This window comes from Pseudomonas sp. FEN (assembly GCF_904067045.1).
Lineage (GTDB): Bacteria > Pseudomonadota > Gammaproteobacteria > Pseudomonadales > Pseudomonadaceae > Aquipseudomonas.
Genome location: NZ_CAJFDC010000014.1, coordinates 313,548 through 325,683, shown reverse-complemented (window position 1 = coordinate 325,683; position 12,136 = coordinate 313,548). Strand labels below are relative to the sequence as shown.

7 protein-coding genes and 2 pseudogenes are annotated in these 12,136 nt (G+C 59.2%); 4 read left to right on the top strand and 5 right to left on the bottom strand.

What is annotated here, in order from left to right; translation table 11 throughout:
- Nucleotides 1–113: 113 nt before the first annotated feature.
- A pseudogene (locus PFEN_RS30670) lies at nt 114–1,443 on the bottom strand (methyl-accepting chemotaxis protein).
- Nucleotides 1,444–1,531: 88 nt separating this feature from the next.
- On the opposite strand from PFEN_RS30670, the gene PFEN_RS17900 reads away from it, so the two are divergent.
- Nucleotides 1,532–2,152 carry a TetR/AcrR family transcriptional regulator gene (locus tag PFEN_RS17900; protein WP_191488136.1) on the top strand — a complete coding sequence of 207 codons (621 nt, stop codon included), beginning with the start codon at nt 1,532–1,534 and terminating at the stop codon, nt 2,150–2,152.
- A gap of 52 nt (nt 2,153–2,204) precedes the next feature.
- Here PFEN_RS17900 and PFEN_RS17895 read toward each other — a convergent pair whose 3' ends face one another.
- Both PFEN_RS17895 and PFEN_RS17890 read right to left on the bottom strand, forming a co-directional pair.
- Nucleotides 2,205–2,990 carry an SDR family NAD(P)-dependent oxidoreductase gene (locus tag PFEN_RS17895; protein WP_191488135.1) on the bottom strand — a complete coding sequence of 262 codons (786 nt, stop codon included), beginning with the start codon at nt 2,988–2,990 and terminating at the stop codon, nt 2,205–2,207.
- Nucleotides 2,991–3,155: 165 nt separating this feature from the next.
- Entirely contained in the window at nt 3,156–4,616 is a 1,461-nt protein-coding gene (locus PFEN_RS17890; RefSeq protein ID WP_191488134.1) for an efflux transporter outer membrane subunit, read from the bottom strand.
- Between the two features lie 87 nt (nt 4,617–4,703).
- On the opposite strand from PFEN_RS17890, the gene PFEN_RS17885 reads away from it, so the two are divergent.
- From PFEN_RS17885 to PFEN_RS17875, 3 genes are all read left to right on the top strand, one after another.
- Nucleotides 4,704–5,327, top strand: a complete 624-nt coding sequence (locus PFEN_RS17885; RefSeq protein ID WP_191488133.1) for a TetR/AcrR family transcriptional regulator — start codon at nt 4,704–4,706, stop codon at nt 5,325–5,327.
- 68 nt (nt 5,328–5,395) lie between these two features.
- On the top strand, nt 5,396–6,505 hold the full coding sequence (locus PFEN_RS17880; RefSeq protein ID WP_191488132.1) for an efflux RND transporter periplasmic adaptor subunit: 1,110 nt from the start codon (nt 5,396–5,398) through the stop codon (nt 6,503–6,505).
- Complete coding sequence (locus PFEN_RS17875) at nt 6,502–9,591, top strand: efflux RND transporter permease subunit (RefSeq protein ID WP_191488131.1); 3,090 nt, start codon at nt 6,502–6,504, stop codon at nt 9,589–9,591. The genes PFEN_RS17880 and PFEN_RS17875 overlap by 4 nt, the downstream gene beginning before the upstream one ends.
- Nucleotides 9,592–9,755: 164 nt before the next feature.
- On the opposite strand, the gene PFEN_RS17870 is transcribed toward PFEN_RS17875, so the two are convergent.
- Nucleotides 9,756–11,459, bottom strand: a complete 1,704-nt coding sequence (locus tag PFEN_RS17870) for an AMP-binding protein (protein ID WP_191488130.1) — start codon at nt 11,457–11,459, stop codon at nt 9,756–9,758.
- A gap of 260 nt (nt 11,460–11,719) precedes the next feature.
- A pseudogene (locus tag PFEN_RS17865) lies at nt 11,720–12,028 on the bottom strand (substrate-binding domain-containing protein); the annotation flags it as partial.
- Between the last annotated feature and the right edge of the window lie 108 nt (nt 12,029–12,136).

The following is a 12,136-nucleotide window of genomic DNA, read 5'->3' as shown; positions in this document are numbered from 1 at the left end:
AATGGAGACTCAACCTGGTGGAAGAGTTCCGATAAAGCGCAGCCCCCTTGATAGCGAGTCAGCGTCGGCGTCGATTGCAACCTTCCCCCTCGTTTGTTGTGGCCCTGAGGAGATCAAACCCTGAAGCGACGTACCAATCCACTAAGGTCGCCTGCGAGCCGCGATAGCTCCTGACTGGCCGAATGCGTCTGTTCGGCACCTGCTGACGTCTGGATCGAAAAGTCTCGGATGCGAACCAGGTTCCTATCCACTTCCCGGGCCACTTGTGCTTGCTCTTCGGCCGCGCTGGCGATCACCATATTGCGTTCGTTAATCCCTGATACCGCATGCGCAATGGTACTGAGAGCATCATTGGCCGCCTGGGCCTGCACCTGCGTCTGGCGGGCTTGGTCCGCACTGGTGAGTAGGGCCTCCACCGTCTGGTGGGTACCTTGCTGAATGGTGCTGATCATGGTTTCAATTTCGCGAGCCGACTCTCCGGTGCGATGAGCCAACGAGCGGACTTCATCCGCAACAACGGCAAATCCGTGGCCAGCCTCACCTGCACGTGCTGCTTCGATCGCCGCATTGAGCGCCAGCAGATTGGTCTGCTCCGCTACAGCCCGTATGACGTCCAGAACTTTGTTGATGTTCCGTGTCTGCTCGGACAGGTTCCGCGCTTGATTCGATGCGTCGAGCACGTTATCGGTGAGGGCACCAATAGCCGTTAACGTATCGGCCAGTTGTACTTGGCCCTGGTGCGCGGTTTCGGAGGCGGCTCTGGATTCGTTGGAGGTCGCAACCGCGTTGGAGGCCACCTCCTCAACGGCATGGCTCATCTCCGTGACGGCTGTCGCGGCCATATCTATCTCGGCGTTCTGCTGATGCAGGCCTTGGGCGCTTTCATGCATGACAATGCTCATTTCCTCAATCGAGGAGGCGAGTTGTTCGGCAGATTTACCAATGCGGTCGAGTGTTTCGCAGTCATCGCAGACCCACTTGCCACGAACATGGCGTTTAACGGTAAACACGCCCGGCGTGTAGTCCAGCTTCTCGCTGACATCTTCACCGATACGCTTGAGTGCACAGCCGCATGATCAGCGTGCGTGGGAATTCTGCCGGCAATGCCGTGTGCTTGGGCTTCTGCTTTTTTTGCTCGGTCGCCGCAGGTGCTATTTGCAAGGCTTGAAGCTCGGCTTCAATCGCCGCGATATCGGTATTGATCAGGTCATCAAGTAAGCTGGCTTGCTCAGGATTCATCTGCTCGCTGCGCTTGGCAAACTTCAAACGCTTGAGTTGTGCGATCTCGTGGGTCAGCTTCTCGATCACCGTTTGATCGCGGTTGATCTTCTTGCCCATGGTTTCAACCGTCTTGCCTATGGTCTCGACTTGCGACAACAGTTGCGCAGCGAATGCACGCAGTTGGTCGAGAGTCATTTGATCGAGATTGGGCGAGGAAGTCATGCCGTGGATTTTACCAACGCAGGTTACTTGCAGCAGCCAGCCAAGACGCGTATTTGTCAACCGCCATCGGGTTGCGTAAGCTACTGGCATGAACCAGCCACCAATATCTTCGCCCAGTGTCCGGGGCCCAGTTGATCACGACATTCGAGATCAAATTGTCGCGGCGGCCAACGAACACTTCAGTCAATACGGCTATAGCAAAACCACGGTTTCCGACTTGGCCAAGGCCATCGGGTTTTCCAAGGCCTACATCTACAAGTTCTTTGATTCCAAGCAAGCGATCGGTGAAGCCATCTGCGCAAATTGTCTGGCGCAAATCGTCGCGGCTGTGGAGCAGGCCATCAATGTAGATGCCATCTCGTCGACGGAGCGCTTTCGACGCCTGGTCAAAGCCTTGATCGTCACAGGTGTGAACCTGTTCTTCAACGACCGAAAACTCTACGACATCGCCGCGTTCGCGGCTTCGGAAAGCTGGCCCAGTTCGCAAGTCTACGACGCGCAGATCAGGCGCTTCGTGTTGCAAATCGTGCGTGAAGGGCGAGAAAGCGGCGAGTTTGAACGCAAGACACCACTGGACGAGACAGTCGATGCGATACATCTTGCGTTGAGGCCTTTCGTCAATCCTTTGCTCTTGCAATACAACCTCGACTTCGTCGAGGAAGCCCCGAGACTTACCTCCAACCTCATTTTGCGCAGCCTCATGCCATGAGCTTCGGCTGACCACGTATTCCTACGGGCAACAAAGCATCTTCGTCGCCAACTCAGATGCCCATGACTTGTTCCATAAGGCGCTGATGAAACCGACGTGGCGTGGCCCAAGTCAAGACGGTGATTGCCTTGTTGCCAAAGCCCGGGACCACGCTCATGCGTCCGGCCTGCAGCGCACGGATTCCCGCGCGTACAACGGGTTGGGGTTGCATCATTACCATTTTCAAGGCCGGCGTGATCTTTTGCTTGGCGCTTTCTGCAAATCCGGTGTCCGACATTCCTGGGCAAAGTGCGGTAACGACGATACCGTCATTTTTCAGTTCGCGATGAAGCGCATCGGAGAAGCGAAGAACATAGGCTTTCGCGGCAGAGTAAACGGCGAAATTCTTCACGCCCTGGAAGGACAGCAAGCTTGAGACCATCAGGATCTGCCCACGTTTGCGGGCTCGCATGTCGACCGCGAAAAGGCGTGTCAGGGCTGTCAGGCTGGCGATATCCAGATCAATCATGGTCAGGGATTCATCCAGGGAGTGATCCAGGAAAGGCCCCTGTAATCCATGGCCCGCATTGTTGATGAGCACATCGATCACTATATTGCGTTCGCAGAGTCGCTCATGCAGTTCGATGATCGCCGGGATCGAGGACAGGTCTACTTGTTCGATGATCACCTCGACGCCGAAGCGTTCACGCAACTGCGCCGATAGCGCTTCGAGCTTGCTCAGCCTTCTTGCTACCAGAACGAGCGATTTTCCCTGTGCTGCATATTGCCGGGCAAACTCCTCGCCAAATCCGCTTGATGCACCTGTGATGAGTACCCAGGAATTCTCATTCGATTTCATATTGCCGTTCTCCGGTTGGTTCTTATTGAGCTGTTTCGGCAGATAGCTGCTTCGCAATCAGAACGACTGAGACCAATGATCGTCGCTCGCTCGGTGAAGCCCACTTCATGTATTCACGTGTTTGGCTGTAGCTGAAAGAGGAGGGGCAGGCGCCACCCAATTAAGTCATCGAGTCGCCACGGGCTGGGCTTCAGGAGGCTGCCAGCCACCACCGAGGGCCCTGAATGCCGCGACTGCTGCCCGTGCCGACTCTGTCCGTGCTTGCGCCCGAGCATCGGAAGCCTGCAGCATCGTCTCGTCGGCGTGCAGGACATCAATCAGGCTGGCCGTGCCTTTCTCATAGGCGATGAACGACGATTGGCGAGCCTCTGTCAGAGACGCTTCGCCCTCGGTGAGGGTCGTGGCCTGGGCTTCCCGATTCACAAGTGCGGAGAAAGCGTTCTCGACATCCTCGGTCGCGCGCAGCACGGACTGACGGTAAGCGGCCAGCGCCTCCGCGTCCTGTCCCTTGGCTTGATCGATTTGAGCGTTTATCCGACCGAAGTCGAAGAGTCTCCAGCGCAACCCCAGTACGCCCGCCGACTGGCTGGCAGCACTGCTGAAAAGATTGCCGCCGGATACCGCCGTGGCACTACCCAGCAATGCACTGAGGGAAAATTTCGGGTAGTACTCGGCAATGGCCATTCCGATGCGTGCATTGGAGGCCGCAAGACGGCGCTCGGCCACAATGAGATCGGGTCTGCGGCGCAGCAGGTCGGCCGGCGTTCCCGTGGCTTTTATCTGGGGAGCCAGGGGAATGCTCGCTGTATTTGCCAGTTGCGGGCGATGAGTGCCTGGCGGCGTGCCGAGCATTACGTCCAGTGCATTCATGGTTGCATCCAGACCGGCTTGCAGGACCGGCACTGTCGCTTGGACCTGCGACAGCGCCCCCTCGGTCTGGCGAACCTGATAGTTGGCGGCGAGACCCTTGCTGTAGAGCAATCGGACTTTCTCCAGCAGCCCCTGCTGCGTTTTGACTTGTCGGTTCGCAATGTCCAGCCGTGTCTGCAACCCGCGGATAGTGATGTAGATATCGGCGGTCTGCGCCGCGACGGCCAGTCGCGTGGCCGCGACGCCAGCTTCGGAGGCCTGGTATTCGGCCAGTGCGGCCTCGCGTCCGCGGCGCAGGCCGCCAAAGGCATCCACCTCCCAGCCAGCATTGAGGTTGACCTCGTAGGAGCTTCCGTACCGATCATAGCCAGGCGTTGAATTCAACACCTGGCCGAGTGGGGTTTCGACTGACTGGTAGGCACGCGCGGCCTGCCCGCTGATGTTCCCCGAGGGCAGTAAAGCCGCATTTGCCGCACCAAGCCCGGCCCGCGCCTGTGTGACTCGCGCCGACGCCTGCGCCAGGTCCAGGTTCTGCTCAAGGGCTTTGGACACGAAGTCGCTCAACACTGGATCGCCAAAGCCTTCCCACCAGACTACGAGACTGGCTGGGGTCACTCCGGACCTCCGTTCGACCGAAGGCTGACTCATGTAGCGATCCGAAAGCGGAGCGTCCGGACGGTGATAGTCCGGACCGACCGCGCAACCTGCCATCAAGCTGGCGCTCACCAAGAGAGCTACGGGGCGGAGGGAGGGCATTGAGATTCCTTGAAACGACTGTGATTGGTGACTATATTACATTGTGGTCACTCGCTGTCAATTGGTGCTCTCGAGCTAGGTTTAAAAATGACTGGACACATACGGACATCCCACTTGCGTGGGCCTTCGGAGCACAGCGTCCGTGATCAGATCGTCGAGGCGGCAACCGGGCACTTCGGGCGCTACGGTTATGAAAAAACCACGGTGTCCGATCTCGCCAGATCCATTGGTTTTTCCAAGGCCTATATCTACAAGTTCTTCGATTCCAAGCAGGCGATCGGCGAGGTGATCTGTGCGAACCGCCTTGCCACTGTCATGGGGATCATTGACGCCATGGTTTTGGATGCGGCGACGGCTTCCGAGAAGCTGAGAGGCTTATTCCGTGGGCTTGTAGAGGCTGGCGGCGATCTGTTCTTCCATGATCGCAAGCTCTACGACATTGCCGCCGTTGCCGCGCGGGATCGGTGGCCGTCGGTGAGGGAGCATGAGGAGCACTTACGCAAGGTCATCACGCAAATCATTCTGGAGGGGCGCGAGGCCGGGGAGTTCGAGCGCAAAACACCACTTGATGAGGTGGTCTGCGCCATCTATCTGGTGATGCGCCCCTACATCAATCCGGAGCTGCTGCAATACAGCCTGGGCATGGTGGAGGAAGCGTCGATGTGTCTGGCTGCGCTGATATTGCGCAGCCTGGCGTCGCAGGATTTGTGACTGTTGACAATATTGGTCACTGGTCTGAAAATGTCACTCCTGTTCTATCTATTCAAGTAAGGGAACCTATGCTCCGGCTTCGACCTGTCACCATTGCCGCTTGCTTGTTGCCTCTCGTCCTGACGGCGTGTGGCGATTCATCCACCGTTGAAGATCCGCGCACGCATGCCCCTCTGGTGAGGTTCTCCGCGGTTCAGGGGTCGTCTGACGTTTCGCGTTCTTTTACAGGGGTCGTGGCTGCTCGCGTCCAGAGCGATCTGGGTTTTCGGGTCTCGGGCAAGATACTTGAGCGTCTGGTTGATACCGGCCAGACCGTTAAACGTGGCCAGCCGCTCATGCGCCTCGACCCCATCGACTTGGGGCTGCAGGCGCGAGCCCAGCTGGAGTCGGTTACAGCCGCTCGGGCTCGAGCCAGGCAGGCAGTCGATGACGAGGCTCGATATCGCGACCTGGTCGCCGCAGGCGCTGTTTCCGCATCGGCCTACGACCAGGTCAAGGCCGCCGCCGATACCACAAAGGCGCAACTCAGCGCTGCTGAAGCGCAGGCTGACGTCGCTCGTAATGCTTCTGGCTACGCAGTACTGATTGCGGACAGCGATGGTGTTGTGGTGGAGACACTCGCCGAGCCCGGGCAAGTCGTCAGCCCGGGGCAGTCCGTGGTTCGACTGGCGCGGGCGGGGCAGCGCGAAGCCATCGTGCATTTGCCCGAGACGCTACGCCCTGCCGCGGGAACCACCGCACAGGCGACGCTTTATGGCAACACGACGGGGGCTGTTACCGCGAGGCTGAGGCTCCTTTCTGACTCGGCCGACCCTGTGACGCGCACCTTTGAGGCGCGGTATGTGCTTGAAGGCGCGCTGGCCAACGCACCACTGGGTTCGACCGTCACTCTTCGGATCGCTGAAGGCAGCGTGCATGGGCCGGTGCTGCAAGTGCCGATCGCCGCCATTTATGATCCGGGCAAAGGCACTGGCGTGTGGGTCATCACCGGTACACCTGCGAAAGTGACCTGGCGACCTGTTCAGGTCCTGGGCCTGAGCGACGACGCTGCGCGAGTCGCGGGCGATCTCAAAGTTGGCGAGCAGATAGTCGCATTAGGCGCACATCTGCTGCGCGATGGAGAGGAAGTGAGAGTATCTCGGCAGGATGATGCAAGCGTTGCAGGGAGTCATCCATGAGCGAGGGGCGCTTCAATATTTCTGCGATCGCGGTTCGTGAGCGATCCATCACGGTGTTTCTGATCTTTCTGATCGCTGTTGCAGGCACCCTGGCGTTCTTCAAGCTGGGGCGTGCGGAGGATCCGCCATTTACGGTCAAGCAGTTGACGGTCATTACCGCATGGCCGGGTGCCACTGCGGAGGAAATGCAGGACCAGGTAGCCGAGCCGCTTGAAAAACGCCTGCAAGAATTGAAATGGTACGACCGCTCGGAAACCTATACGCGGCCCGGTCTTGCTTTCACCATGGTGTCGTTGTTGGACCGCACGCCACCCTCACAGGTGCAGGAAGAGTTTTATCAGGCACGCAAAAAGCTCGACGACGAAGCCACCAAGCTACCGGCGGGTGTGATCGGGCCATTGGTCAACGACGAGTATTCGGACGTGACGTTTGCGCTGTTCGCCCTCAAAGCCAAAGGCGAGCCGCAGCGACTGTTGGTGCGTGATGCAGAGTCGTTGCGCCAACAACTGTTGCATGTGCCGGGCGTGAAAAAGGTCAACATTGTTGGGGAACAGCCCGAACGTATCTTTGTTTCCTTTTCGCATGATCGATTGGCCACCTTGGGCATCTCGCCTCAGGACATCTTTGCCGCGCTGAATAATCAGAACGTGCTCACGCCGGCCGGTTCGATCGAAACCAATGGGCCACAGGTCTTCCTCCGCCTGGATGGCGCCTTCGATAAGGTGCAGAAGATTCGTGACACCCCGATTGTGGTTCAGGGGCGCACGTTGAAGCTCTCCGATGTGGCAACTGTCGAACGTGGTTATGAAGACCCGGCAACCTTTCTTGTGCGTAATAACGGCGAAGAGGCCTTGCTGCTGGGGGTCATCATGCGCGAAGGCTGGAACGGCCTGGATCTGGGCAAGGCGCTGGACGCCGAGACGACCAAAATCAATGAGCGCATGCCGCTGGGCATGACGCTGACCAAGGTGACCGATCAAGCCGTAAATATCGACTCGGCCGTTGGCGAGTTCATGGTCAAGTTTTTTGTCGCGCTGCTTGTGGTGATGCTCGTTTGCTTCCTCAGCATGGGCTGGCGGGTAGGCGTCGTGGTCGCGGCTGCCGTACCCTTGACACTGGCGATCGTGTTTGTGGTGATGGCGGCCACCGGTAAGAACTTTGACCGTATTACCCTCGGATCATTGATCCTGGCGCTCGGGTTGCTGGTAGATGACGCCATCATTGCCATTGAAATGATGGTGGTGAAAATGGAGGAGGGCTACGATCGAATAAAAGCCTCCGCGTATGCCTGGAGTCATACGGCCGCGCCGATGCTCTCCGGTACACTGGTCACGGCGATTGGCTTCATGCCCAACGGTTTCGCCCAGTCCACTGCCGGCGAGTACACCAGCAACATGTTCTGGATCGTCGGCATTGCACTGATCGCTTCCTGGGTTGTAGCGGTAGCCTTCACCCCTTATCTGGGCGTGAAGTTGTTGCCAGACATCAAGAAGGTCGAGGGTGGGCATGCGGCTATCTACAATACCCCCCGTTACAACCGCTTTCGCCGGATTCTGACACGGGTCATCGCCCGCAAATGGCTGGTGGCTGGCACGGTTATCACGCTGTTTTTCGTGGCGGTCCTGGGCATGAGCCTGGTGAAGAAGCAGTTCTTCCCGACATCCGACCGCCCCGAGGTGATGGTCGAGGTGCAAATGCCCTACGGAACCTCCATCGAGCAGACCAGTGCCACTACCGCCAAGGTCGAGGCCTGGCTGCAAAAGCAGGAAGAGGCAAAAATCGTCACGGCCTATATTGGGCAGGGCGCGCCGCGTTTCTTTCTGGCGATAGCGCCAGAACTGCCCGATCCATCGTTTGCCAAGATCGTGGTGCTGACGGGCAGTCAGGAGGCACGCGAAACGCTCAAGTCCCGCCTTCGCGAAGCGGTCGCCGCAGGGCTCGCCCCAGAGGCCCGTGTCAGGGCGTCTCAAATTGTGTTCGGTCCGTATTCGCCATTCCCCGTGGCCTATCGGGTCATGGGGCCCGACCCGACGAAGCTGCGTGAGATTGCGGGCCGTGTACAAGATCTCATGCAAGCCAGCCCGATGATGAGGACGGTCAACAGCGACTGGGGCCCTCTGACGCCGACGCTGCATTTCAGCTTGGATCAGGACCGCTTGCAGGCGGTTGGACTGACATCCAGCGCAGTCGCCCAGCAGTTGCAATTCCTGCTGACCGGGGTGCCGATCACGGCGGTTCGTGAAGATATTCGTTCAGTGCAGGTGGTCGGTCGCGCCGCGGGCGACATCCGCCTCGATCCCGCTCGGATTGAAGGGTTCACGCTGGTGGGAGCGACGGGGCAGCGTATCCCTCTGTCCCAGGTCGGAGAGGTGGATGTGCGTATGGAGGATCCGATCCTCAGGCGCCGTGACCGAACACCGACTATCACCGTGCGTGGCGACATTGCCGAAGGCCTCCAGCCACCCGATGTATCGGGTGTGATCGTCAAGCAACTGCAGCCGATCATCGACACGCTCCCCGACGGCTATCGGATCGAGCAGGGGGGGGCAATCGAGGAATCAGGCAAGGCCGGTCAGGCGATAGTGCCGCTGGTTCCCATCATGATCGCCCTGACGCTGCTGATCATTATTGTCCAAGTGCGCTCGATCTCGGCAATGATCATGGTGTTTTTCACCGCACCGCTGGGACTGATTGGCGTGGTGCCGACGTTGCTGATCTTCCACCAGCCGTTTGGTATCAACGCCCTGGTCGGCTTGATTGCGCTGTCGGGCATCCTGATGCGCAACACGCTGATTCTGATCGGGCAGATCACTCATAACGCCCAGGAAGGCTTGGATTCATTTCACGCAGTCATCGAAGCCACCGTACAGAGGGCTCGTCCGGTGCTGTTGACGGCGATGGCGGCCATCCTGGCATTCATCCCGCTGACCCATTCGGTCTTTTGGGGCACGCTGGCCTACACACTGATCGGCGGTACTTTGGTCGGAACCATCATGACCTTGGTGTTCCTGCCAGCGATGTACTCCATCTGGTTCAAAATCCGCCCTGACCACACGAGCGAAGCTCAAGCAGTGCAACCTGCCTGAGCAAGCGGGTTTAGAGTTCGCAGTTGATAAGAAGCTTGACGTTGGGAATGTTCGAGCTCATTTACGGATCCTGCCCGCTTTCGTTGGGGCGAATCAGGCCCCTCGGCGGGGTTGGCCGAGCGGTCGGGTTTTGATTCGGGAGGGCCGGCGCGCCGGCCCGAAGTTCAGCCCTTGAGTTGCGGGAAGTCTTCTTCGAAGTATTCCTGCGGGCCTCGTGCGTCGCCCTGGCGACGCTGGACTTCCATTTGGCGCAGTTCCACCCGGCGGATCTTCCCGGAGATGGTCTTGGGCAGTTCGCTGACGAATTCGATACGTCGCACCCGCTTGTAGGGCGCCAGGTGCTCGCGGGCGAAGGCGAGGATACTGGCGGCGAGTTCGTAGCTGCCCGGTGCGTCATGGGCCAGGATCAGATAGGCCTTGGGCACTGCCAGGCGCACCGGATCAGGGCTCGGTACCACGGCCACTTCCATCACCGCCGGGTGCTCGATCAGCGCGCTTTCCAGTTCGAAGGGGCTGATGCGGTAGTCGGAAGCCTTGAATACGTCGTCAGCACGGCCGACGAAGGTGATGTAGCCCTCTTCGTCGATCTGTGCGGTATCGCCGGTGCGGTAGTGACCGTCGCGCATCACTTCGGCGGTTTTTTCCGGGCTGTCCTCGTAGCACAACATCAGACCCAGTGGTCGCACGTCCAGCGGCAGGGCTACTTCCCCCTCATGGCCGGGTATGCCATCGGAGTCAAGCATGGTCACTCGGTAGCCCGGCAGCGGACGGCCCATGGATCCCGCCTTGAGCCGCTGGCCGGGTGTGTTGCCGACCAGGGCGGTGGTTTCCGACTGGCCGAAGCCGTCACGCAGCGGCAAGTCCCAGGCATGCAGGATCTGCTCGATGATCTCCGGGTTCAGCGGTTCACCGGCGCCCACCAGTTCACGCAGGTTCAAGCGCCCCTTGTAGCTGGCCAGGTCTTCCTGGATCAGCATGCGCCAGACGGTGGGCGGGGCGCACAGGCTGGTGACGCCGTAGCGCTCCAGGGCGCCAAGCAGGACCGGTGCGCTGAAGCGCGTGACATTGTGAATGAAGATGCAGGCACCGGCGTTCCACGGCGCGAAGAGGCAACTCCAGGCATGCTTGGCCCAACCCGGCGACGAGATATTCAAGTGCAGATCACCCGGCTGCAGACCGATCCAGTACATGGTCGACAGGTGGCCGACCGGGTAACTCTGGTGGCTGTGCAGCACCATCTTTGGCTTGGAGGTAGTGCCGGACGTGAAGTACAGCAGCATCGGGTCAGTGGCCAGGGTGTTGCCCTCGGCTTCGAAGTGCTCGGCGTATTCGCTGGCGGCGCTGTACGGGATCCAGCCGGCGGAAGGCGAGCCGACGCAAATGCGACTGCAACTGTCACCCAGGCCGACGAACTTGTCGACATGGGCGCTGCCGACTACCAGGTGGCGAACCTGACCGCGTTCGATACGGTCGCCCAGGTCATCCGGGGTGAGCAAGGCGGTGGCGGGGATGACCACGGCACCGAGCTTGAAAGCGGCCAGCATGGTTTCCCACAAGGCGACATCGTTGCCAAGCATCAGCAGGATGCGCTCGCCGCGCCGTACACCGAGCGTGCGCAGGTGGTTGGCTACCTGGTTGGAGCGCGAGGCCAGTTGCTGGAAGCTGTAGCGCTGCTCGCTGCCGTCTTCTTCGACGATCCACAGGGCGTTGGCGTGATTGTCCTGTGCCATGACATCGAAGTAATCCAGCGCCCAGTTGAACTCGCTCAGTTGTGGCCAGCGGAAGTCACGCATCGCCGCGGCGTAATCGGTACGGTGGAAAAGCAGGAGGTCGCGAGCGGCGAGGAAGGGGTGGCTGTTGGTATTCATTGTTCTCTCCATCAATCAAGGTATCGATCGGCGCGGGTCGCGAGTACGAAGCAGTCACTCGGCGAGTACGGGATAGGCGTGCGGACCTGATGATGGGGAGACGGCAAGCAAGAATGGTTTCACGGTGGGTTCCCTTGTTTATTTTTGTCGGGACTGATCCGGTTCATGACCAGATTTGAATCGAGTATATGCATGCATAAAACAAATATGAACGCCTAAAAAAACCGGTATGTTATGCAAAAACACATGGGGCTGTTCCTTGCCTGGACCGCTTCGCCTTTGATCATCCTGATGGCTGACTGCATGGCGACGGTCGCCTGGGCCTTGGGGGCCTGGAAGACCGAGGCCACCAGCATTCCGCGCTTGATGGCCGCGAGGCCGTCGGGCAGGCCGTCGATGCCGACAATCGCAATTTCGCCCTTGGCTTTGCCGGTCTGCTGCAAGGCCATGGCGGCACCGATGGCCATCTCGTCGTTGTTGGCCACAATGGTGTCGAAGCGGGTTCCCGCCAGCAGCCAAATGCTGGTCAGGCCCATCCCTTTGTTGCGCTGCCATTCGGCACTTTGTTGGAGGGCTGTACAACAAGATGCAGCGCTTTGGGCTGAGTGCCGTGGCTTTTCGTTGGGTCTCTAACCGTTGATGGAGGGCTCCCTGTCGACAGCGTCGAGCGTTGACTT

Coding starts and splice junctions, on each gene's coding strand:
- PFEN_RS17900 (WP_191488136.1), top strand. CDS start 1,532: ATGAACCAGCCACCAATATCTTCGCCCAGTGTCCGGGGCCCAGTTGAT.
- PFEN_RS17895 (WP_191488135.1), bottom strand. CDS start 2,990: ATGAAATCGAATGAGAATTCCTGGGTACTCATCACAGGTGCATCAAGC.
- PFEN_RS17890 (WP_191488134.1), bottom strand. CDS start 4,616: ATGCCCTCCCTCCGCCCCGTAGCTCTCTTGGTGAGCGCCAGCTTGATG.
- PFEN_RS17885 (WP_191488133.1), top strand. CDS start 4,704: ATGACTGGACACATACGGACATCCCACTTGCGTGGGCCTTCGGAGCAC.
- PFEN_RS17880 (WP_191488132.1), top strand. CDS start 5,396: ATGCTCCGGCTTCGACCTGTCACCATTGCCGCTTGCTTGTTGCCTCTC.
- PFEN_RS17875 (WP_191488131.1), top strand. CDS start 6,502: ATGAGCGAGGGGCGCTTCAATATTTCTGCGATCGCGGTTCGTGAGCGA.
- PFEN_RS17870 (WP_191488130.1), bottom strand. CDS start 11,459: ATGAATACCAACAGCCACCCCTTCCTCGCCGCTCGCGACCTCCTGCTT.